Genomic DNA, 23,061 nt, shown 5'->3' with positions numbered 1-23,061 from the left:
GGCGCGCCTTGACGGCGTGCGACGGTCAGGCGAAGACGTCCTGCTGGTAGCGCTCGTCGGCCTCCAGCCGGGCGAGCCACTGCTGGGCGGCCTCGTCGTCGCCGCCGGTCTTCCGGCGGTGGATGGCGGCGAGTGCCTCGCGGACGGCGGGGGCCATACGGCGGCCGTCACCGCAGACGTAGACGTACGCGCCGTCCTCGATGGCCTGCCACACCGTGTCGGCGGCATGGGCGAGGGCGTTCTGCACGAACCGGGCCGGGTGGCCGGTCACCGCGGAGAAGGCGGTGTGGATCCGGGCGATCCCGGCCTGCTCCCAGTCCTGCATCTCCTGGCGGTAGAAGTAGTCGTGCTCCGGGTGGCGGCAGCCCACGAACACCTGCGACACGCCCACCTGGGTGCCGTTCGCGTGCTGTGCCGCCCGCTCCTCCAGGAAGCCGCGCAGCGGCGCGATGCCGGTGCCGGGGCCGATGAGGATCAGCGGCGTGGAGGGGTCGGCGGGCGGGGCGAACGTCGGGGAGGGCACGCGGACGTAGCCGTAGACGACGTCCCCGGGCTCCAGGCCCGCGATGTAGGAGGAGCAGGTGCCGCGGTACCGGCCGTCGCCGGACAGGGCCGGCCCCTCCAGCAGGCCGACGGTCAGGCGCACATGGCGCGGGTGGGCCGACGGGGCGGAGGAGATGGAGTAGAAGCGGGGACGGATGGGGCCCGTCATCTCCAGGAAGACCGCCAGCGGCAGTTCGACGGCCGGGAAGCGTTCCAGCAGGCCCAGCACCGAGATGCGCTTGCCGAGGATCTCCTTCTGGTAGCGCTCCTCGGCCTCCTCCGTTTCGGCGGTGTACGCCTGGAGCTGCGGCCGGGTCCACGGGCACTCGGTGTACTCGGCGAGCGTCTGGATCTGGGAGCGGGTGGCCACGTCCTGCAGTTCCAGGAACTCGGTGAGCAGGATGCCGGCGGTGACCGGGGTGCCGACCGGCAGGTGGGTGCGGCCACCGGCCGGCTGGTCGAGCCGGAGCACCTGGTCGTAGTCGACGCCGAGCCGCCTCAGGGCGCGCTCCACCAGGGCGAGTTCGTTCTTGGCGAAGACGGCCAGGTGGTTGCCGGTGTCGTAGGTGACGCCCTCGGGCAGCTCGAAGGTGAGGGACTTCGCGGACGGGCGCGGCGGCTCGATCCGGAAGTCCCACAGACCGGTCGCGTCGGCCACCAACTCCTCGTTGGCCACCACCGTGAGCGGGTACGCCTGCTCGGAGACGATCGCGGGACGCACGTCGGACTCGGTGAGCAGCTGTACCCGGTAGCGGGGCCCGCTCGCCCGGGAGGTGTCGGCGGCGTACTCCTCCGCCAGGGTGGCCCACAGGTTGTCCATCCACCGCGTGGCCATGCCGTCGAAGTCACCGGCGGCGTCCGCGGTGCCGCGCTCGACGACGGGGGTGGCGCCGGCCGCCAGCAGACCCGCCTCGATCCGCTTGGGGAATGCCTGGTAGGTGGCCACCCACTGGGTGTTGCCGGCGCCCAGCAGCGCGAACCGCACGTTCGCCAGCGAGCCCTCGGGCAGACCGGCGGCCAGCAGGTCGTCGAAGCGCTGGGCGTTGTCGGGCGCCTTGCCGTTGTAGCTGGAGGCCACGACGACGAGCAGGCCCTCGGTGGGCGGGTTGTCGCCCAGCTCGTCCAGGCTGATGAGGGTGGTGCCGAAGCCGGAGCGCTCGCCGCGGTCGGCGATGGTGCGGGCCAGGTCCTCGCAGGAGCCCAGGCTGGAGCCGTAGGCGACGGTCAGGTTCACACCGACACCGCTGACCGCTGCCTGCGCCTGCGTGTCGCCGGTCCGCAGGTCCGCGGCGCCGAAGACGGTCCGCTCGTGCTCCTGACGGCGACGGACGATCAGCTCGAAGTTGCCGGGCTTGCGGGTCAACGCCTCCCGCACGTCCATCTTGTAGTCGCCGGTGTCCGAGAGCTTGAACTTCTGCAGCACCAGCGCCAGGGCCAGGCGGGCCTCGGTGAGCGCGAACTGCCGGCCGATGCAGGCACGCACACCGTTGCCGAACGGCTTGTAGGCATGCGGGTGGTGCTGGGCCCGGTTCTCCGGCAGCCACCGGTCGATGTCGAACTCGTCGGGACGGTCCCACGCCTTGGGGTGGGTGTGCAGGGGACCCTCGAGGATGTTGACCCGCGTGCCCTTCTTGAGGAGGTAGCGGCCACCGATGACGGTGTCCTCCAGCGGGGCCTTGCCGAACGCCGGGATCGGAGCCCACAGGCGCAGGGTTTCGTCCAGGATCCGCGGGATGACGTCCAGCTGCATGATCGTGTCGTAGTCCGGGACGGTGTCGCCGGGCAGCAGGCGGTCCACCTCGGCGTACGCCTGGGCCAGGACGTGCGGGTTGCGCATCAGCGAGTACGTGGCGAACGACAGCAGACCGCTGGTGGTCTCGTGACCGGCGATCAGGAACGTCAGCACCTGGTCGCGGACGTTGTCGTCGGCCAGTAGCTTGCCGGTGTCCGGGTCGGTGGCCTGAAGCATCAGACCCAGCAGGTCCTCCTCACCGGTGCCCTTCCCCTCGCGGCGCTCCTTGATCACGTTCTCGACCAGGTCCTGCATCAGCCGGATGTTGTCGCGGTACTTCCGGTCGTCCGCCTTGCGCAGCCTGGTCGTCATCGGCAGCTCCTGCGAGCGTCGCAGCGACTCGATCAGTGCCTCCAGCAGCGCGTTGAGGAAGGGGTGCAGCTCCTCCTCGTCGAAGGACGTGAACCGGTGGCCGAACCCCGACAGGGCGATGGTGTCGAGCGTCAGGCGGGTGTAGTCGTCGGTGATGTTGACCGACTGCCCCTCCCTGCGCTCCCACTTGCCCGCCAGGTTCTGGGCGATCTCCAGCATCTGCCCGAAGTACGCCTTCATGGCCCGCTGGCTGAACGCCGGCAGCAGGACACGGTGTGCCATGCCCCATTCCTCTTCGTACTGGTGGGCCGTGAACAGGCCCGCCCCCGTGAAGTCCCGGACGTGCTGCAGCGGCGTCTTGTCGATCTGCTTGAAGAACCGCGTCTCGTCGCATACCTCGGCCACCAGGTCCGGGTCGTAGACGAAGACCTGCTCGATGCCGGCGATGTCCATGCCGTAGATGCCCTCGGGGAACTGCTGGGACAGCTCACCGAAGTACTCCACCGGGTTGGTGCCGGGGATCTGCGGCGTGTGGCCGAGCAGGGGGATCCCACGCGGGGACCGGATGGGGCGAAGGTCGTGGGCGGAGTGCGTGGTCATGTCTTGCTCCTCTGCGCGGAGGGGGTGGAGGGGATCGGGAAGGGCGCGCTGCGCAGACCGATACCGGGCGCCGTACAGAAACCATACGCCGTATGGATCCAAAACCATACGAGGTATGGAAAGCGGCACGCAACCCCGGGAGCCCGGTGGGGCTGTGACCTGCGGTTTGTTTCCATACTCCGTACGGAACTGGTACCGTACGGGGTATGGAAAAGAAGGCGAGGCGTCCCCCGCGGGGAACGAGGAAGCGGGACGTGCCTCTCACCGAGGCCGGGATCTACGCCGCGGCCCTGCGGCTGATCGACGCGGACGGTGTCGAGGCGCTCACCATGCGCAAGCTCGCCACCGCGCTCGACGCGAACCCGATGTCGCTGTACCACCACGTGCCGAACAAGGAAGCGGTGCTGCGCGGCGTCACCAGAATGGTCGGCGCCCGGTTCCGCACCGTGACGCTGGAGGACGCCCCCTGGCAGGAGCGCATCCGCCTGCTCGCAACGGACTTCCGGACCCTGGCGCACCGTCACCCCGAACTGATGGCCTACTCGTTCAGCCACCAGCGGGACTTCATCCAGCCCGACGACCCGTTCTGGACCGCGCTCACCGCCATCGTGGCCGCTGCCGGGTTTGCGCGGTCGGAGGTCTCGGAGATCGCGGCGCTGATGGTCGCCGTCGTCATCGGTGTCCTCGCCGCCGAGCTGAACGGCTCGCTGCACCAGTGGTCGACCCTCAAGCCCCCCGGCTTCGACGATCGTGAAGACGGTGACGGTGACGGGGACGTGGATCCCGACTCTGCGGACCTGGCCTCTGAAGGCCCTGACCGGGACCACATGTTCCGCCTCGTGATGGACACGCTGATCACGGGTCTGGAAAGCCGGCTCACCCGCGATCGTGACGGCCGGGACGCCGGCCTGTGAGCCACGCCTTCCGAGGCACTGCGCCCAGGCACCGGCCAAAGCGGCCTTCGGAACGCCGGTCGTTTCCGCCGCCCTTCGCTCGACATGCCGTGCAGCGCAAGCGGGACTAGCCTTTATGAGCGAAGGCCGCAGTGAACGACACGCCCTGTGCCTCTCGCTCACAGGCTCCCGGCCTCCCGGTCGCAGCACCCGATCAAGCGAATCACGCGCAGATGGGCCCTGGAGAGACCGGTGAGGAGGGCGTTCCTTCCCTCTCACTGCGGTGACACATGAAGACCGCGCCGCACACTGCTTGTCGAGCCCGGCGACGGCCATCCACCTCGCGCCTCTCCTGACGGGACCCGCGGAAGACGATGGAGACGGAAGGTATTCCCATGCGATCACAGCGCACTCGGCGTCTCGTCGCGTTGTCCGCTTCGGGCCTGCTGCTGACCGGTGCAGCGGCCATCGGCACGGCCGGCAGCGCCTTCGCCACGGAGCACGGCAACGACAGCTCCTACAGCAGCGACCACGGCGGTCACGGCTGGTGGGGCGACGATGACGATGACGACGGCTACGGCTATGGCGGAGACCATGGCGGCTACGGCGGCGGTGGAGACCACGGCGGCGGTGGAGACCACGGCGGCGGTGGAGACCACGGCGGTGGCGGTGGAGACCACGGCGGCGGTGGCGGAGGCCACGGTGGCGGTGGCGGTGGCGGTCACGGCGGCGGTGGCGGTGGTGGCCACTGATTGAGGCATCCACGGAGCGCGACGACGTGCGGTCCATCACGGGGCCGCACGTCGCGGGCGCCTCCTGCCCATGAGAAGCGCGCCTGCCCGAAGGAGTCTGTGCATGCGGATCGTCGTGGACCTGAATCGTTGCCAGGGATACGCACAGTGCGTGTACCTGGCGCACGAAGTCTTCCGGTTGAGCGGCCAGGAGGCCCTCACCTATGAGCCGAACCCCGATGACGCGCGGCGCCTGCAGGTGGAGCGAGCGGCTGCGGCGTGTCCCGTTCAGGCGATCATGATCGACCGCCTGGACGGCACGGAGCGGGGCGAGGCGTCATGAGCCTGCCGGCAACGGTCGCGGAGCTGGTGCGCGAGTTCCGGGCCGGCGCCCGGATCGTCATCGTGGGTGCCTCCCTGGCCGGGCTCCGGGCGGCGGAGACACTGCGCGAGGAGGGCTTCACCGGTTCCCTGACCATCATCGGGGACGAGCCGTACGAGCCCTACGACCGTCCGCCGCTGTCCAAGCAGGTCCTCAAGGGCTGGGTGCCGGCCGACCACACCAAGCTGCCGCGGACGCGGGAAGTGAACGCGGACTGGCGGCTCGGGGTGGCCGCCGTCGGGCTGGACCGGATCACCAAGCGGGTGCGTCTGGCCGACGGTGAGCAGGTGCCGTACGACCGGTTGCTGATCGCCACGGGCACCCGCGCGCGGCAGTGGCCGAACCCGGCCGAGGCCGCACTGGAGGGCGTCCACACGATTCGCTCGCGTGACGACGCCGCGGAGTTGCAGAAGGAGCTGGCAGAGTCGCCGTCGCGGGTCGTGGTCATCGGCGCCGGCTTCATCGGCTCGGAAGTGGCCTCTGTGTGCCGGGAGCTCGACATCCCGGTGACCGTCGTCGAGCGGGGTCCGGCGCCGTTGGTCGGCGCGCTGGGCGGGGTGATCGGGGAGATCGCCGCACAGATGCAGCGCGATCACGGCGTGGACCTGCGCTGCGGGCTGGGCGTGTCGTCACTGGAGGGGGACTCCGGCGGGCACGTGCGGCGTGCGCACCTGTCCGACGGGACGGTCGTCGACGCCGACGTGGTGGTGGCCTCCCTCGGATCGATCCGCAACGTGGAATGGCTGGAGGGCTCCGGGCTGGCCGCGGGTGTCTGGGGCGTCGGGTGTGACGCCGGGGGCCGTGCCTTCGACATCAACGGCGTGGTCACCGACAGCATCTTCGTGGCAGGGGACGTGGCGCGTGCGCCACATGTGCTGTACGAGTACCAGTTCCTCGCGATGGAGCACTGGGACAACGCTGTTCTCGGTGCCGAGGTCGCCGCCCACAACATGGTGAACCTCGAGCCCAACTACCGCCCGCACCTGCTGCTGCCCGGCTTCTGGTCAGGTCAGTTCGGCGTCAACATCAAGTCCGTCGGCGTGCCTCCCTTCGGTGACGAGATCGTCTTCACCCAAGGGTCCGTGGCGGACCGGAGCTTCGCCGCCGCCTACGGTCACCGGGGCCGCATCGTCGCCGCCGTGACCTTCGATCACGGCAAGTGGCTGGAGTACTACGGGAAGCTGATCGAGCGGTCCGGTCCGTTCCCGCCTCCGCCGTCGGGCTGGGACCAGCCGGCCGACACCAAGCCGGTGCCGGCGGAGTTCCCGGACCCGAGGGTCCCGACGGCGATTCCCGACGTCGTCCTGACCGGCCATGCCCCGAGCGAGCGGACTGCCGAGTTCCGGCCCCGGCGCCACTGACCCGGCCCGCCGGGACGAGCGTGCAAGCGGACAGCACCCACAGGAGGAAGGAGGGGAGCCTCGTGGTCGAGGAAACCCCCTGGCAACAGGCCCTCCGCTACGCCAACCGCGCCAACCCGTACCCCTTCTACGAGGAACTGCGCAAGACCCCCGTGGCGCGCCAGCCGGACGGCACCTATGTCGTCAGCACCTACCGGGAGATCGTCACGCTGCTGCACGACCCCCGGGTCAGTTCGGATCCACGAAAGTGCCCCGCCCCGGCCGCGGCTCGCGCGGAGGGCTCGGCGGAGCCGGCGGCCGAGCCGATCAGGGAGGTGCTGACCGCGCCGAACATCATCACCTGCGATCCGCCCGAGCACGATCGGGACCGCCGGATGATGATGCCGCACTTCGTCGGCCCGCCCCATGCGCCCCACCTGATCTCGGACCTGGAGCCCGATATCCGCCGCATCGTCGGCGGCCTCCTGGACGACATGAGGGGCAGGACCCGGATCGACGCCGTCGACGACTTCGCGTACCCCCTGCCGGTGACGGTGATCTGCAAGGTCCTGGGCGTGCCGATGGAGGACGAGCCACGCTTCCACCACTGGGTCGAGACGGCTCTGGACGCCCTGGACTTCGGCCCCGAGGCAGCCTCGGAAGAGATCCGCAGCCGACAGGCCGGAGGGCGGCAGGCCGTGCAGGAGTTCGCACAGTTCGCGGACGAGTTGCTCGACCGGTACGCCCAGCAGCCCGGCCCGGGCATGCTCTCCGCGTTGGCGAACGACAACGGCCCGGAGGGACGGATGTCCAAGGACGTGCTCGCCAGCAACGCCCTGCTCCTGATCTTCGCGGGACACGAGACCACGGTCAACCTCATCGCCCACAGCGTCCTCACCCTGCTGCGCCACCCCGACGCGCTGGAGAAGCTGCGCAGCCGGCCCGAGCTGATCGTGCCCGCGGTGGAGGAGTTGCTGCGGTTCGAGTCGTCGGTGCAGTTCTGGCACACCCGTTCCGCACTGGAGGACATCGACATCGCGGGTACCACCATCCCGAAGGGGGCGCCGATCTTCCTGGCGTACGGCTCGGCGAACCGCGACCCGGAACGGTTCACCGACCCCGACGAACTCGACTTCGAACGCCCCGACAACCAGCACCTCGGATTCAGCCAGGGCATCCACTTCTGCTTCGGCGCCCCGCTCGCCCGACTCGAGGTCCAGGTCGCGGTCGGCGAGTTCGTCCGCCGGGTGGAGAACCCCCGGCTGGTCGAGGACCCGCCGCCGTACCGGCACAACCAGATCTTCCGCGGCCCGCGGCACGTCCTCGTCGACATCGACGGCATCCGTGACTGACCGGCGTCGGGCAGAGGAACGCCATGCAGGCCTTTCAACTCGTCGGTTGGCGGCAACCGCCCGAACTGCGCGAGGTGCCGGTACCCGCGCCCGGCCCGGGCCAGGTCCTGGTGAAGGTCGCGGGGGCCGGTGCCTGCCACTCCGATCTGCACATCATGCAGGCACCCGGACCGCTGCCCGGCTTCACCCGTCTGCCCTTCACGCTCGGGCACGAGAACGCCGGGTGGGTGGAGCAGCTGGGACCGGGCGTCACCGGGTTCACACCCGGGGAGCCTGTGATCGTCTACGGTTCCTGGGGCTGCGGGGTGTGCGTCGACTGCCGTCAGGGCCGGGAGAACTACTGCCAGGACCTCGGTGGTCAGGGCCCGGGCCTGGGCGGTGGCCACGACGGCGGCATGGCCGAGTACCTGCTCGTCCCGGCCGCGCGCCACCTGATTCCGCTCGGCACCCTCGACCCCCGCCAGGCCGCCCCGCTCAGCGACGCGGGACTGACCGGCTATCACGCGGTGAAGAGGTCGCTGCACCTGCTGGGACCGGGCTCGACCGCGGTCGTGATCGGCGCCGGCGGTCTGGGTCAGATGACCATCCAGATCCTGCGCGCGCTCAGCGCGGCGACCACCGTCGTCGCCGTGGACACCGACGCAGGCAAGCTGGAGACCGCCAAGCGCATGGGCGCCGACGAGGCGCTGCTCTCGGGCGACGGGGCGATCACCCGCATCAAGGACATGACGGCGCGGCAGGGCGCTCAGCTCGTGCTGGACATGGTCGGCACGGACCCGACACTGCGGATGGCCGCACAGGTGGCCAGGGTGCTCGGCCACCTGACCATCGTCGGCCTCGGGGGCGGCGCCCTGCCCGTCGACTTCTCCAGCCCGCCGCACGAGTGCTCGGTCGCCTCGCCCTACTGGGGCTCCCTCACCGAACTGATGGAAGTGATCACCCTCGCCCAGCAGGACAAGATCAGGATGCTGGTCGAGCACTTTCCCCTGCGACGCGCCGACGAGGCCTACCGGCTCCTGCACGACGGCAGGGTCCAGGGACGCGCCGTCGTCACCCCTCACGCGTGAATGCCGTCGTCGACCCGGACGGGACACCACGACACGACTGTGCCTGGCCGCCGGCGTCGGGCGGCCCGGCGGAAACGCCCCCGGCCTCCGCAAGACGGAGGAGCTTGCCCGACTACCTCATGCGCCACGGCCCTGTGCGGTTCTCGCCGAGCGGCATGAGGCTGATCGGGTGACGATGGACAGGTAGTGACGTGACCACGCTGCTCACAGAAGGAGGTAGGTGCCATGACATCTCCTTCCGAATCCCCCGGTTCCGTTCCGCCACGGAGTACCGCACCACAAGAGGGTCCTGCGGCCGAAGGCATCGCCGCCCTGGCGAACGCGGGCTGGCAGATCCTGCTCACCATGGGCCTCGCCACCATCGCCCTGGGCGTCATCGCCCTGGTCTGGCCGGGTGAGACGCTCCGTGTCGTCGGCGTGCTCTTCGGCGTCTACCTGCTGGCCACCGGTGTCTTCGAACTCGCCGCCGCGTTCGGCACCCACGTCCCCCGGCATCTTCGCGTCCTGCACTTCATCACCGGCGCGGCCTCCGTCCTGCTGGGCCTGGTCTGCTTCCGGGGCCCCCTCGAATCGGTCTTCCTGCTCGCCTTGTGGATCGGCTTCAGCTGGCTGCTCCGGGGCACCTTGGAGACGGTCGCGGCGGCCTCCGATGAGACCATGCCGGCCCGCGGCTGGCACGTGGCCTTCGGCGTCATCGGCACCATGGCCGGCATCGTGATGATCGTCATGCCGTTCGCCTCCCTCGCGACCCTCACGCTGGTGGTGGGCGTCATGGCCATCGTCGTCGGTCTGACCGAAGTGGTCCGTGCCATCAGGACACGCGTCGAGATCGGCCATCTGCCCGCGGGCACGACCGCCCAGCGGCGCAGCCTGTTCCACGTAGGCCCACACCCCCAGCACTGACCGACGGAGCGGACCGACCGGACCGCGTAGGTCCCTATTCGGGGGCGTCGGGCCGGTCGGCGTTCTCGGGGTCGTCGTCCGTCCGTGCCGGCCGCACCAGTGGCCGACCGCGGCGGTGAGCCCAGATGTCACCGAGGACGACCTGGACGATGCCGGTGACGGGAATCGCCAGCAGGGCACCGAGGATCCCGGCGACTTCGGCGGCGATCAGGGTGGCCAGCAGCACGGTGAGGGGGTTGAGTTTCACCGTCCGGGACAGGATGACCGGTTGCAGGAGGTGGTTCTCGGCCTGCTGATAGACGATGAAGAAGATGATGGCCCCGATGCCGGCCGGCAAGGAGTGGACGAACGCGACCGCGGAGGCGACGACGGCTCCTATGGTGGCTCCCACCAGGGGAATGAGGTCGGTCACGGCGACGAAGAGAGCCAGCAGGCCGGCGAACGGCACGCCGGAAACCAGCAGTACGACGTAGGTCAGAAGTCCGCAGATGACGCTGATCAGCAAGTTCCCGGTCAGATAGCCGTTGACGGTACGGGCGCACGCGGCTCCGACGCGGCGCATGCGGGCCGCGGGCGCCTCGTCCACGAGGGCCAGGGACCGGTCTATGGCCCTGGGGCCCTCCAGCACCATCAGGTAGGCCAGGACGAAGATCGTGACAGTGCCTGCCGCGGTGCTCGCGGCACCGCGGAGGAACCTCATGGCGGGCGTGCTCAGCCCGGTGGCGAACGCGTGGATCTGCGCCTGGTGGTGCTGGACGTACTGCAGAGCGTGTGTCCGTTCCAGCAGGTTGCCGACTGGCCCGCGGCCGGTCTGGGCGTCCCTGATCAACGCGGGCAGACGACCGGCGAACCGGGTTGCCTCCTGGGCGAGGGGGATGACGAACAGGGCGACCACCGCGCCGACGGCCGCAGCCGTGGCCAGGAAGACCAGCAAGGCGGCCACCGACCGCCGGCACCGCGGCACCCGTCGTTGCAGGGCTTCGACCGCCGGATGGAGCGAGACGGCCAGGAACAACGCGATGACCGCCCAGATCAGCACCCGGCGAGCCTGGACCACCAGCTCGAGTACGACGTAGGTGGCGAGCACCAGGCCGATGGTGGCGAGGATGGTTCGCACCGGAACCGGACGCGTCGCCATGAGCACCGGGTGCCCAGCCCCGGTCACGGGAAAACGAGGAGACCTTTCCGCCCGGTGGGCGAGATGTGCCGGCACTGCCGTCCTTGACCCCGTCCCACGGGACCGGCCCCCGTGGCTGCCGCGTCCGTCACGTCCCCGGGGAGACGACGTCGGCTCGGCGGTGGCGGGGGCGTCATGGGCACCGCCGCATCCAGGTGCGCATCCCCAGGCCGGGCTGCAAGCTGATGCCGTAGGCCGTAACTGCCGAAGGAGTGTCATGGTGGAGGTGGCCGCAGGCGCAGTCGCCGGACCGCCGGTCCGGTGGGGAACGGAGCCGTCGGCTGCGGGCGTGATCGCGGCAAACCCGCTGGCGTCCGTGAGGTGCGCTCGGCCGATGCACGCTGCTGCGGGGGACGCACCGTGACCGAGAACGCGCCGCGGCCGGCGACCGGCGCGCGGCGACCCTGGCTGATCGTGAATCCGCGGTCGGGGGGAGGGAAGGCGAGACGGTTCCGGATCGCGGAACACGCCCGCACGCTCGGAGCCCAGGTGTACCTGATCGATCATTCCCTCCGCCAGGACCTCGCGACGCTCGCCCGACGCGCGGTCGACGACGGCGCGGATCTGCTGGGCGTGGCCGGCGGGGACGGTACCCAGGCGCTGGTCGCCGAGGTGGCCGCGCAGTGCGGCCTGCCCTTCGTGGTCATTCCGGCGGGTACCCGCAACCACTTCGCCATGGATCTCGGCCTGGACCGCGAGGACCCCTCGGCCGCGCTGGAGGCCCTCACCGACGGCGTCGAGCTGCGCGTGGATCTGGGATACGCAGGCGAGCGGGTGTTCGTCAACAACGTCTCGTTCGGTGCTTATGCCGCTCTGGTGCACGACCCGGCTTATCGGGATGACAAGCTTGGCACGGCAGCGCGCGTCCTTCCGGAGTTCCTGGCTCGCCACGAGGGCCCGGAGCTGGTGGTCCGCACCGGGCTGCTCACCGTTCACGGGCCGGATGCCGTGCTGGTGAGCAACAACCCCTACCAGTGGGACGACCCGGTCGGGCTCGGCAGGCGGGCGCACCTCGACTCGGGCCTCCTGGGGGTACTGGCCGCCAGGGCGGAGACGCCCGCCGACGCCGCGAGGCCGCGCGGCGGGCGACCGCACGGTCTCACCCGGCTGGCCACGCCCGACGACGTCGTCGTCCACGCCGACGTCCCGGTCCTCCCCGCCGGGCTGGACGGCGAAGCCGTCAGCCTGCCGGCTCCCGTGCGGTGCCGCATCAGTCCTCGGGCGCTGCGGGTGTGGGTTCCGCGGCCTCGTTCCGACGCCGGGCGAGCCGGGCGACCACCCGGCCGGCCCGCGAAGCGGTGGGTCGGCTGAGTCTCACAGCTGTGGCCAGCTGTTACGGGACAGCCTCTCCCGTGCCGTACCGGTGTCAGCGCCCGCCATGGTCGCCCCATCGCCGGCGGAGGCGGGAGAAGGACAAGCCGCGCCGTCGCCGCCCTTCCGCGGGGCGGCCAGCGGCGGGGGCATGAGGGCACGCACAACGGACAGTGGCAGTACGCCTTCCCATCCAAGCAGCCGCATCCCACGGAGCCCGTCGCTGGTGCGCACGTGCAGCCCCGGCACGTCGGTCTCCCACCACTCCTGGTCGTCGTGCGTCATAGCTCATCGTGACCGCGCAGCGGCCTGACAGGTGGGCGCCCCGCCGGAAGCCGCCCGCACGACCGCAATCCGCCGGGACTGTCGGGCGGCCGGAACATGTGGCGCACCGCGCAGCCTCCGGCCCGGTGCCGGACAGTGGGACCATGCGGTGCGACGTCTGGTGCCGCCTCGTAGGCTGACCCCATGACCGAGACGCACTCCCTGACGCCCCGCGATGCCTTCGAACTGCTCATGGCCGGCAACCAGCGCTTCGTCGCAGGCGCCCCCGAGCACCCGAACCAGGACGCCGCACGCCGCACCGAGACCGCACCGTCCCAGCGGCCCTTCGCCGTGCTCTTCGGGTGCTCCGACTCCCGGCTGGCCGCCGAGATCATCTTCGACCGTGGCCTGGGCGACCTGTTCGTGGTCCGCACCGCCGGGCACGTCGCCGGTGTGGAAGTGCTCGGATCCATCGAGTTCGGCGTGAGCGTCCTGAACGCGCCGCTGGTCGTCGTCCTCGGCCACGACTCGTGCGGCGCCGTCGCCGCGGCATGCTCCGCCCTGGAGAACGGGCAGACCCCGGGCGGCTTCGTCCGGGACGTCGTCGAACGGGTGACCCCGAGCGTGCTGGCAGCCCGCGCCGCGGGACGTGAGACGGCCGAGGACGTCCTGGCCGAGCACATCGAGAACACCGTGGACCTGCTGCTGGAACGTTCCCGCGTCCTGGCCGAGCGCGTGGCCGCCGGCCGCCTGGGCGTGGTGGGCCTGTCCTACCGACTGGCCGACGGAAGCGCGCAGTTCGTCGCCGCTCGTGGCCTTGACACGGCGGTCACCGCAGCGTCCTGACCGCCCCGCTACAGAGCCGACCACGCGCGCCCCAGCCCCGTGCCCGCCCGCCCGGCCAAGCAGCCGGGCGGGCCGGGGGCGTCCGCCTCAACGGTTCGAGCGGCTCGGCGACGCATCAATCACCAACTGGTGGCAACCCGGACAGCGATGATCGCAGCAAAGCAGGCAGACCGGCGCCGTGCGATCGGTCCGCTGCCCGCTTCCCCAGAAGGGAGATCACTGTTGTCGCAGGTAGAAGAGTCCATCGAGGTCGACGTCCCGGTCCGCGCCGCCTACAACCAGTGGACCCAGTTCGCGGACTTCCCGCAGTTCATGGACGGTGTCGAACGCATCGAACAGCGCACCGACACCCTCACCCACTGGGTCACCAGGATCGGCGGAGTCCAGCGCGAGTTCGACGCGGAGATCACCGAGCAGATCCCCGACGAGCGGGTCGCCTGGACAACCGTCAACGGTGAGGCGAAGCAGGCCGGCGTCGTCACCTTCCACCGCCTGGACGACGCCCGCACCAAGGTCATGCTCCAGCTGGACTACGACCCCCAGGGTCTCGCCGAGACCGTCGGCGACAAGCTCGGCTTCGTCAAACGGCAGGCCACAGGCGATCTGAAGCGGTTCAAGGAGTTCATCGAGTCCCGCGGCGGCGCCGAGACGGGCGCCTGGCGCGGCGAGGTCTGACCCGGACGACCGGCCGGTGTCGGTGAGCCTGCGAGCCCACCGACACCGGCCGCGTGCGTCGCCCGCGGGTGTGAAGCCGGCCTGCCGGGCAACCCGGACGCACACACGACTCCGACAGACCACATGACCGGGGATGCGCATGCCCACCGACACTCGAAGCGTACTCACCATCGCCGCAGCCGCGCTCGCCGGCAGCTGTATGAGCGCATGCGCCGTCCGCTGGTGGGCACGACGCACACCGAACCGACCGCCGGCCTGGCCCCTGCCCCCTCGGCAGGCCCCCGAGCCGGCCGGGCCCCGAGAGATCCTGCACAGCTACTGGAGCACCCTGCAGCCCCTGGACCTGACCTCCTGAACCGTTTCCCTCGGATCCCCTCGCCGACCAGACGGAGATGGCGGCAAGGGGGAGTCCGGCGACATCGACAAGCTCGCCGCCGAGGCCATGGGGACACTGGTCCAGAGGGTCCGCCCAGTTGGTGATGGCTGTGTGAGAGGCGAGTGATACGGCGAGGCCCCGCTGGCCTGCTGCGGCGGGGCGTCGTCGTGCACGTAGTTGATGTCGCGGGCGTCAGGCACTCAGGCCGGACGGGTGTCAGTCCGAGAAGTCGAGGCTCTCCTGACCAGGACCGGGGGCGCGTCGAGACGTCCGCGGCGGTTTCGGTTCCTTGGTTGCGTAGGCAGGTACAGGCAGTATGCCCTCGCCCCGTAGGTCGTCGGTGCTGATGAGCGGGCCGCTGGTCACTGCGTCCAGCAGCCGGGCCTGTCGGGGTTCGAGGGCTACGAGGAGCCCGAGCGCGTTGATGAGGTCAAGCAGGTCAACGGTCCACCGTGCAGGCCAGGTCGCGGGCAGGATGTCGTTCAACGGAGTCTGTCGTTCCACGTCCGGCTTGCGCTTGCGGAAGCTGAACCACTTGCGGATCACCTGCACCCCGCCGATCCGGTAGTCCCAGACTTCCGGCGCCACCGGACGTATGCAGCCCGTGCCCACCGTGAGGGTTCGCGTGGACGCGTCGTAAGAGATGTCCGCAGGCAACCCGTCGTCCTCTCCGATCACGACGACGCATTCCGGTTGTTCCTCCGGGGGAAGCCTAGGGGACGAGCCAGGTGAACTGTCGTGGTGGGAGGCGAAGCGCTGGCCGTACGTGTGGATCCACACGGTGCGCCTGCCCACTTCCACGAGCTCCGCCCATAGAGCCGGGTCGCGTGTTATAGGGATACGGACACCGCGTTCGGCGAGATTCGCGGCGAAGCGGCGGGTGTAGCCGCTGTGGCCGGCTGTTCCCGCGATGTACGCGAAGAGGTCCTCGGCGGTGACCGTCACGCCGAGCGTCTTGCTGAGAAGACGCAGCAGGCCAGGGGTGACGTTTGGTTCAGCCTGGTGAGGGTGGCGGTACAGCGGGGCGACGCGGCCGCCTTCGGTGCCTTTGAAGTGGTGCATGTCGGGCAGCAGGGCCGTGAAACTCACCGCCGGCCCCGGACGGCCTGATTCCGTGTGGAGTTCGGACAGGTAGATCTGACGCTGGGCGTTGTGGGCGAACCACAAGGCCGGTCGCGGAAAGTCGATCACTCGCCTGTCCGCGATGATGTACTGCCTGTCGAAGGTCATCCGGCCGTAGGGAACAGTGACCGGCAACGTCTCCTTCTCCACGGCAAGGCTTTCCCTTTCCTGCTGCCCGGGCAGTGGCGGTTCCCGCTTGTCCGGACGGCGGTCCCTGGTGGTTTTCAGCAGTGCGGCCTTGTCCTCCGCTGGGGCTTGGACGAGCCTGCGCCACCGGCTCTCCAGGACCTCCCGGCTGGGTGAGACGGGCCAGCTGCGGTTGTTCTTGTTGCCGGAGCTCGTCCAGGGCAGCAGGGCGTCCACCGGTGGCATTGCCGGCCACTCGGAATCGGACGGGACATGAAAAGGCGCGGTCCACCGTGTGGGGCATAGTTGCCAGGAGGTCCCGTCGCGATGACCGTCGAGGCCAAGCCCTTCCAGCCAGTTGAATTTCTCCTCGCGTGTGCCCGCGGGGACGTCAAGTCGCCAGATCCGCGCCGGTGTGCCCGCGTCCGGGGCGCCGTGACGGACGAAGACGGCGATGCAGATCTCCCGCTTCACATCCTGGAAGACACGGGTGCGCGTGTCGGAGTAGGCGCCCTCGGGAGAGAGACCGATGACCCAGCCCTCGTCGGCGGCCTCGCGCAGGTAGTGGCGCATGCCGGCCGATCCCTCGCTGTCCAGGTATCCGGAGTTGGTGATGAGGGCGACGATCCCGCTGGGGGCCTTCGGCGCTCCCGAGGCAGTCAATTGGTCGAATACCTTCCAGGTGGACCACGCCCAGAAGTAGACGTAGAGGTTGTCGAGGGCGTATCCGACGCGTCCGTTGTCCTCTGGGTGGAAGCGGGCGAGGATCGGGCCCTGGCCGTTCGGGTTGCCCTCGGTGATCCAGCGTCCGACGCCCGACTGTCTCGCACCCCGCAGGTAGGGCGGATTGCCGATGACCACCATGACCTTCTCGTCCGCCTTGATCTTGTTCGCCATTCGGCGGTGGCGGGCGATCGCCTCGTACATGAAGCCCAGGTGGTGTTCGACGGCGGGATCGTCGAGTGTGTCGGCCACCAGAAGCCTCGGCGGGCGGCGCGTGATGTCGGCGTCGTGGGACCGGAAGGCGTGGTGCACACGGAGTTCGGCGACGGCGTACGGCCCGGTCTGTTTCTCCAGCCCGACCAGTCGGCCCGAGAGCTCCCGGAGAAGCCCGGCCTTGAGCGTGCTGCCGTACTTCAGTGACAGGGACTTGGCGACGTGGTCGATGATGTTGATGAGGAAGGTCCCGGTGCCCATGGCCGGATCGACGACGGTGACGTCCTCGCTTCCGTAGCCGTCCTCCTGGCCGAGCCGGTCACGCAGCACCTCGTCGGTGAAGCTGACCATGAATCGGACGACCTCGCCAGCCGTGTAATACGTACCCGTCCGCCGTCGCAGTTCCGGGTCGTAGGCGCCCAGAAAGCCCTCGTACAGGTGGAGGTAGGCGTCTCCGGTCTCGTCCTTGAACATCTCGGGGTCGACGGCCGACAAGACGTCGATCAGCGGGTCGATGATGCCCCGCAGATCGTCGAGGGCGTCGTCCGTCAGCACCGCCAGCGCCTTGCCCATCAAGGAATGCCGCTTGCCCAGTCGGATCGCGACCTCGGGAAGCGTGAGCCTGCCCAGATCAATGCGCTCAAGGCGAGCCAGCAGCATGGCGAACGTCAGCGTCTGACTGTATTGGTCCGCGAACTCCTCCGGGCGAGCATCGGGAAAGAGCAGGTCCTTCCAGTTGTCGGCCAGGATCGAGAACGCGGCGTCAGCCTCCCCGTGCTCTTCACGGGTGAGACGCTCGGTGACCTCGTCACGCAGCAGGGCGCAGATTCCCGCGATGCGCTTGACCAGTTCGTTGATGCTGTCGTGGACGATGGGCGCCGGCAGGAAGAAGTGCGTGAGGGCACGCTCGAACCCGGTGTCCGCGACGACGAGTTGCCGACTACCGGAATCAAGGTCTCCGACCAGGATCCCGGTCGGGCCGACCTGTACGCCGAAACGGTAGACCGCCCACTGGTATCCGTCGGTGTACAGCACATTGTGGAGTGCCTTGATCTTCTCCCACTGCTTGCGGTCGTGGCTCTTCACCGACCACTTCTGCGGATCGGCCCCCGAGCCCGGCTGCTTCAGCTCGACGTGCCCTATGGTCCTGCCGCCGCAGGCGATGGCGAAGTCGGGCCGGATCCCGAGTTCCTTGATGCGACTCTGACCGTGGACGATGAGCTTCAGGCGTTGCCGCGAGGCCATGCCGCGCAGCAGATGCTCCACCGGCGCGGTCAGACTGTCCTCCTTGCTGCTGACCGCCCCTGCGGGACCTTGCAGCTTGGCCCTGACCTCCTCGCCGAACCGGGCGACGAGGTCCGCTACCGATCCGGTCGTGCCCTTTCCCGCCCAGACGTCCCCTCTTGCCATCGGCCCCCCAAGGTTGCACCCACGCCGACGATCAGACCCATACAGAATGCCCATGACATCTCAAGCAGCAAACACCAGTGGATGTGGGTTGATTGGTGACAAGCCGCCAAAGCCACGCGTTCGAGGGCCGGTCGGAGCGTGAGCCGGGAGTGCGTCCCGGGCGTACCTCAATGCGCGGAGCGTCTGCAATACCGATTCGACGGGCGAGAAGACGCACCCGTTCTGATCCTGGGTCCCTCACCGGGCACGACCTGGCACAGGTTGTAGAGACCGTCAATGGGCGTCCACGTCAGTCCATGATGGGTGCGTGCCCGGGTCTGAGACGAAGCTGCACCGGAGCGTTCCGGTGCAGCTTCGTCACGAGACCAGCTGCGCCGACACGCACGATGCGGTTGGCGCCTCATGCGTCTGTGTGCCTGTGACGCTTTCGGGGGCGCGCGGATTTGCGATCGCACCTTGCCCACTCGTCCGTAAGAGAGGTGCGCGATCCTCGTGGCACGGTCGGTCATGTGGGGGCGGGAGCAATTCGGCGGATCGACTAGCTAGGGCTTGTAGGTTTCACTACCTGCCAGTCCCGGGCCCACACATCGGATCGATCGCGGTACGCCTCGTGCCCGTCAACCGCAGCCGACGCCGGATACGCCGCAGTCAGCGGATGGGGCTACGGCAACCCGGAAACGGTCCGTGCCGTTCATCCCGTGTGTGCCGGTACCGCCCCGCAGATCTGCGTTCCACCGGAGTACCGTTCCTGCATTCCGCAGATCCGCCACAGTACCCAAGGCCCGCTCAGTGCGCTGGCCGCCACCGGCGTCACACAGCCGAAGCGTATGGAGATCCTGTCACCGTCAGCGAAGCCCGCACCGGGCGTATGGCGGCTGCACTGGTCACTTCCTCCCGTTCACCAGCAAGCCGAATACCACACGGCCGCCGATATCATGGCAGTTTCGGCCGTCGAGGGGACCGCGGCCCAGCATGGAAGGCAGCCGTGCGGAGGCCCGTCCGCTCCAGAACTTGCATGGGCCACCGCCGTTGCAGAGGCGCGCCTGCACACCCAAGCGCACGGAGGTCAAAAGACAAGCTCAGAGCGTCAGTGCGCCGCGCGATCGACTCGCGACGGCCGGGCGGTGGGTGCCGCGGCTGTGCTGGAGCGCAGTGAGATCGGGGGCGTCAACAGGATGTGCCGAGGCGGAGTGTCCGGCGAGGCGATACGTTCCACCAGCAGGGAAACGGCCTTCTCGCCCATCTCCTGGGCCGGTACGTCCGCCGCCGTGAGCGGCGGATGGAAGTCCTCGGCCCATGTCCTGGCCGCCACTCCGGTGATGGAGAAGTCGTACGGCACTTCGAGGCCTGTGTCCGCCAGCGCACGCTGGATGCCGGGCAGGGCGGCCTCGTTGATGGTGGTGACCGCGGTGAGGTCCGGATGGCTGCGCAGGAGCGCCTCGACGCATTCCTTGCCGGAGCGGGCATCGTCCCCGCACGACACTTCGATGCCGTCGAGACCGCGTTCGGTCAGAGCGGTCTCGAAGCCCTCCCTGGCCCTGCGGGCGGGGCCGTAGCCGGCCGCGATGAGTTCCGGGGAACGGGTGACCAGAGCCACCCGGCGGTGCCCCAGATCGGCGAGGTGCCGCACGCAGTGCTGGATCAAGCCGGCGTAATCGATGTCGATCCAGGACATCTGCTGGTCGCCGGCTGTGTGCCCGATACCGACGAAGGGCAGCCCGGCCTTCTGCAGGCGGCCCACGCGAGGGTCCTCCAGGCGGATCTCCATCAGGATCACGCCGTCCACCCGGTACTCCGAGACCAGGCGCTCGAAGGAACGGTCGTGATCCCCGCCGGAGGAGGACAGCAGTACGTCCAGGTCCACCCGGGCGGCGGCGTCGACCACGCTGGCGACGAAGTCCAGCTGCATGTGCGTGAGCCGGTTGCCGGCCGGTGGGATCACGAGACCGAGCGTCCGGGTCCGGCCCTCCTTGAGAGCCCTCGCCGCCGCGTTGGGGCGATATCCCAATTCGTCGATGACGTCTTGGATCCGTCTGCGGGTGCTGGGCGCGACGTGTCGCTTGCCGCTGAGCGCATACGACACAGTGCTACGTGACACGCCGGCGCGCCGGGCGATCTCCCCTATGTTCATGCGACTCCCCAAGAACCTGCCGGCCAGCCGGCAGAATACCTCGCGCGAATCGGCTCGCCGGCGGGGCATGGAGTGGCGGGGAGGGGCGGAGCCGTCGCGGAGCCCGTCGCCGATCCAGCTGCCGGCGAGGTGCCCGCCTCGCCTCGTGTCGGTGCCGTCAGCATGATCGCCGTTGTCGATGGAGTCATGGCGGCCGTGGCCAAGCGGCCGGGTCTCGTCTCATCGCGTCTTCCTCGGCTTCGGCGCCACTTCGCTGTGGACGTGCGGCGCAAGGGTGATGAGTCCGCGGCGGCGGGCCGTGCATACGGCGGCGCAGCCACCCCCGAGGGACTCGTCATGGGTGGTGCCGGACGAGCGCCCTGGTGCCAGGCAGATGGCCCGCGCGCCGTGGGCCAGGGCGGCGGCCGAAGAATGCCCGAGTGCCATGAGTACGTGGGGAACTGCGTCGGGCTGCCGGGCACAGACACGCGTTCCGCGTCTCACGCGTTGCGGGAGGGCAGACAGCGAATACGTAGCGAATCGATTCCATGCAAGCGCTTCGACGGGAGGCTACGACCAGCGGAGGGTGGGGTCAATGGCGTGCCACAAGACCAGGGCGGCTCCGACGCACGGGCCGAGGCCCGCCGCTTCGGCCCGTGCCATCGCACCGGCCTCTCACCACCCGGGGTTCGGTGGCTGCATCCCCGCTCAGTGACGTGATGGTGGGTCGCCCGGGTGATCCGGGCCCGGCCGTCGGGCGAACCCACGCGATCCGCCGCGCCGCGCCGGCGGGGGGCGCACCACACTTGCCCGCCGCCTCGCCGAACGTGCTCAAGCGCGCCGGTCGATGGCCGATCCGCAGGAATCGGCCATCGAATCGATTCCGCGACAAGAGCCGAGGAAGAAGGCTCCGCACCCTTGACAGCCCTGCGGAATCGGGAGCACCGTCTCCCCCCGAAACCTCTCTGCAATCTCACTGCACGAACGGCATGTGACAGCGCATCCGCATATGTCAGCGCCACCTACAAAACCCGGACTGGGTTACGCCGGCACAGTAGGGAGATCGGATGGGAACCACACGTACGAGACGCCACCTGCTGTCCGGGCGCGGTGGCGTCCAACGGCTGCTCGCCGCGCTACGGCGCCGCGGCAGGCCGGAAAATGTGCCGGATCAGGCACCTGTACAACAATGGGAGCGCTCCCACCGCTCCCTGCCGAGAACGTTCGTCCGGGCGGGGGCCGCGGCCGTGCTCGTCGTCGGCGCGCTGGCCGGTGCCACGGCCACGGCAGAGACGGCCCGGGCCGCCACGTCCGGGCCGTGTGATCTCTACGCGGCGGGCGGTACGCCCTGTGTGGCGGCGCACAGTACGACGCGGGCGTTGTACGCCTCATACACCGGGCCGCTCTACCAGGTCCGGCGTGCCTCGGACAACACCACCCGGGATGTCGGCGTTCTGAGTGCGGGCGGGTACGCCGACGCCGCCGCCCAGGACTCGTTCTGCGCGGGGACGACCTGCCTGATCACGATCCTCTACGACCAGTCCGGCCGCGGCAACCATCTCACCCAGGCGCCCGGCGGCGGTGCCGCCGGCGGTCCCGACAACCTCGCGAACGCGACCGCCGCGCCCACCACGGTGGGCGGTCACAAGGCCTACGGCCTCTTCGTGGCGCCCGGCACGGGGTACCGCAACAACCACACAAACGGCATCGCGACCGGGGACAACCCCGAAGGCATGTATGCGATCTTCGACGGCACGCACTACAACGGCGGCTGCTGCTTCGACTACGGCAACGCCGAGACGTCCAACAACGACGACGGCAACGGCACCATGGAGGCCATCTACTTCGGCAACATCAAGGTCTGGGGCTATGGTGCGGGCAACGGCCCCTGGATCATGGCCGACCTGGAGAACGGCCTGTTCTCCGGAGTGAACCAGCACTACAACGCGGGCGACCCGACCATCAACCACCGGTATACGACCGCCATCATCAAGGGTGGCCCGAACCACTGGGCGATCCGTGGGGGCAACGCGCAGTCCGGCGGCCTGTCCACCTTCTACGACGGACCACGTCCCAACGTCGCGGGCTACAACCCGATGCGGAAGCAGGGCGCCATCATCCTGGGCATCGGTGGCGACAACAGCAAGGGCGCCCAAGGCACCTTCTACGAGGGCGTGATGACCTCCGGCTACCCGTCGGACGCCACCGAGAACGCGGTTCAGGCCAACATCACCGCGGCCGGATACAGCAATGCGTCCGGCGGGACGAGCACCGGCGCGCTGCACGCGGTGGGCGCGGGCAAGTGCCTCGACGTGCCGAACTCGTCCACCACGGCCGGCACACAGCCGCAGATCTGGGACTGCAGCGGCACCGCCAACCAGACCTGGACCCGCACGTCCTCCAACCAGCTGACCGTCTACAGCGGCAGCAGTCAGATGTGCCTGGACGCGTACAACAACCAGACCTCCGCCGGCACCAAGGTGGAGACCTGGCCATGCAACGGCGGCGCCAACCAGCAGTGGCAGCTGAACTCCAACGGCACGATCACCGGCACCCAGTCCGGACTCTGCCTCGATGTCACCGGCGCCTCCACCGCCAACGGCGCCCTGGCCGAACTCTGGACCTGCAACGGCGGCTCCAACCAGCAGTGGAACCTCAGCTGACCTGACCCGCTCCGGCCCCTGGTGGCTTCGCCACCGGGGCGCCACACGGCCCCGATGCCACCCGAAGGAGAGCGTGTTTCGCAAAGTCGGAGTGCTCCCAGACCCTCGCCCTCCACGTACCCGAGGAACA

At 69.4% G+C, this 23,061-nt stretch carries 15 protein-coding genes and 1 pseudogene; 11 read left to right on the top strand and 5 right to left on the bottom strand.

What is annotated here, in order from left to right; translation table 11 throughout:
• Window positions 1-25: 25 nt before the first annotated feature.
• A complete protein-coding gene (locus IEZ20_RS31135) occupies window positions 26-3,247 on the bottom strand; it encodes a bifunctional cytochrome P450/NADPH--P450 reductase (protein WP_189304842.1) in 3,222 nt (1,073 codons plus the stop codon).
• Between the two features lie 254 nt (window positions 3,248-3,501).
• Between IEZ20_RS31135 and IEZ20_RS31130 the strand changes: the two genes are divergently transcribed.
• Window positions 3,502-4,161, top strand: coding sequence for a TetR/AcrR family transcriptional regulator (locus tag IEZ20_RS31130; protein WP_229896354.1), 660 nt, complete (start codon window positions 3,502-3,504; stop codon window positions 4,159-4,161).
• Between the two features lie 380 nt (window positions 4,162-4,541).
• Here IEZ20_RS31130 and IEZ20_RS31125 read toward each other — a convergent pair whose 3' ends face one another.
• Window positions 4,542-4,901: a hypothetical protein gene (locus IEZ20_RS31125; protein ID WP_189304838.1), complete on the bottom strand. Its 360-nt coding sequence runs from the start codon at window positions 4,899-4,901 to the stop codon at window positions 4,542-4,544.
• Window positions 4,902-4,995: 94 nt separating this feature from the next.
• Here IEZ20_RS31125 and IEZ20_RS31120 point away from each other — a divergent pair, with 94 nt between their 5' ends.
• The 5 genes from IEZ20_RS31120 (at window position 4,996) to IEZ20_RS31100 (ending at window position 9,915) form a co-directional block, all read left to right on the top strand.
• A complete protein-coding gene (locus tag IEZ20_RS31120) occupies window positions 4,996-5,214 on the top strand; it encodes a ferredoxin (protein ID WP_189304836.1) in 219 nt (72 codons plus the stop codon).
• Entirely contained in the window at window positions 5,211-6,614 is a 1,404-nt protein-coding gene (locus IEZ20_RS31115) for an NAD(P)/FAD-dependent oxidoreductase (protein WP_189304833.1), read from the top strand. Before IEZ20_RS31120 ends, IEZ20_RS31115 begins: the two co-directional genes overlap by 4 nt.
• Before the next feature lie 62 nt (window positions 6,615-6,676).
• Complete coding sequence (locus IEZ20_RS31110) at window positions 6,677-7,945, top strand: cytochrome P450 (RefSeq protein ID WP_189304831.1); 1,269 nt, start codon at window positions 6,677-6,679, stop codon at window positions 7,943-7,945.
• A 23-nt stretch (window positions 7,946-7,968) separates the two neighbouring features.
• Window positions 7,969-9,012, top strand: coding sequence for an NAD(P)-dependent alcohol dehydrogenase (locus tag IEZ20_RS31105; protein ID WP_189304829.1), 1,044 nt, complete (start codon window positions 7,969-7,971; stop codon window positions 9,010-9,012).
• Window positions 9,013-9,237: 225 nt separating this feature from the next.
• A complete protein-coding gene (locus tag IEZ20_RS31100; RefSeq protein ID WP_189304827.1) occupies window positions 9,238-9,915 on the top strand; it encodes an HdeD family acid-resistance protein in 678 nt (225 codons plus the stop codon).
• Between the two features lie 34 nt (window positions 9,916-9,949).
• Here the strand turns inward: IEZ20_RS31100 and IEZ20_RS31095 are convergent, their stop codons facing one another.
• Window positions 9,950-11,053, bottom strand: coding sequence for an AI-2E family transporter (locus IEZ20_RS31095; protein WP_189304826.1), 1,104 nt, complete (start codon window positions 11,051-11,053; stop codon window positions 9,950-9,952).
• 399 nt (window positions 11,054-11,452) lie between these two features.
• Between IEZ20_RS31095 and IEZ20_RS31090 the strand changes: the two genes are divergently transcribed.
• The 3 genes from IEZ20_RS31090 to IEZ20_RS31080 all read left to right on the top strand — a co-directional run bounded on the left by IEZ20_RS31090 (window position 11,453) and on the right by IEZ20_RS31080 (window position 14,188).
• Window positions 11,453-12,403, top strand: a complete 951-nt coding sequence (locus IEZ20_RS31090) for a diacylglycerol/lipid kinase family protein (RefSeq protein ID WP_308434708.1) — start codon at window positions 11,453-11,455, stop codon at window positions 12,401-12,403.
• Between the two features lie 468 nt (window positions 12,404-12,871).
• Complete coding sequence (locus tag IEZ20_RS31085; protein WP_189304824.1) at window positions 12,872-13,513, top strand: carbonic anhydrase; 642 nt, start codon at window positions 12,872-12,874, stop codon at window positions 13,511-13,513.
• Between the two features lie 222 nt (window positions 13,514-13,735).
• On the top strand, window positions 13,736-14,188 hold the full coding sequence (locus tag IEZ20_RS31080; protein ID WP_189304822.1) for an SRPBCC family protein: 453 nt from the start codon (window positions 13,736-13,738) through the stop codon (window positions 14,186-14,188).
• A 592-nt stretch (window positions 14,189-14,780) separates the two neighbouring features.
• On the opposite strand, the gene IEZ20_RS31075 is transcribed toward IEZ20_RS31080, so the two are convergent.
• Window positions 14,781-18,158: a type ISP restriction/modification enzyme gene (locus IEZ20_RS31075; protein ID WP_189304820.1), complete on the bottom strand. Its 3,378-nt coding sequence runs from the start codon at window positions 18,156-18,158 to the stop codon at window positions 14,781-14,783.
• Between the two features lie 698 nt (window positions 18,159-18,856).
• Here IEZ20_RS31075 and IEZ20_RS40890 point away from each other — a divergent pair.
• A pseudogene (locus IEZ20_RS40890) lies at window positions 18,857-19,198 on the top strand (DUF7224 domain-containing protein); the annotation flags it as partial.
• Window positions 19,199-19,245: 47 nt separating this feature from the next.
• Here the strand turns inward: IEZ20_RS40890 and IEZ20_RS31070 are convergent.
• Window positions 19,246-20,289: a LacI family DNA-binding transcriptional regulator gene (locus IEZ20_RS31070; protein WP_189304818.1), complete on the bottom strand. Its 1,044-nt coding sequence runs from the start codon at window positions 20,287-20,289 to the stop codon at window positions 19,246-19,248.
• A gap of 1,046 nt (window positions 20,290-21,335) precedes the next feature.
• Here IEZ20_RS31070 and IEZ20_RS31065 point away from each other — a divergent pair.
• Window positions 21,336-22,931, top strand: a complete 1,596-nt coding sequence (locus IEZ20_RS31065) for an arabinofuranosidase catalytic domain-containing protein (protein ID WP_229896353.1) — start codon at window positions 21,336-21,338, stop codon at window positions 22,929-22,931.
• Window positions 22,932-23,061 lie beyond the last annotated feature (130 nt).

This window comes from Streptomyces cinerochromogenes (assembly GCF_014648635.1).
Lineage (GTDB): Bacteria > Actinomycetota > Actinomycetes > Streptomycetales > Streptomycetaceae > Streptomyces > Streptomyces cinerochromogenes.
The sequence above is the reverse complement of the archived record's forward strand: the minus strand, read 5'-3'. Positions and strand labels throughout refer to the sequence as shown.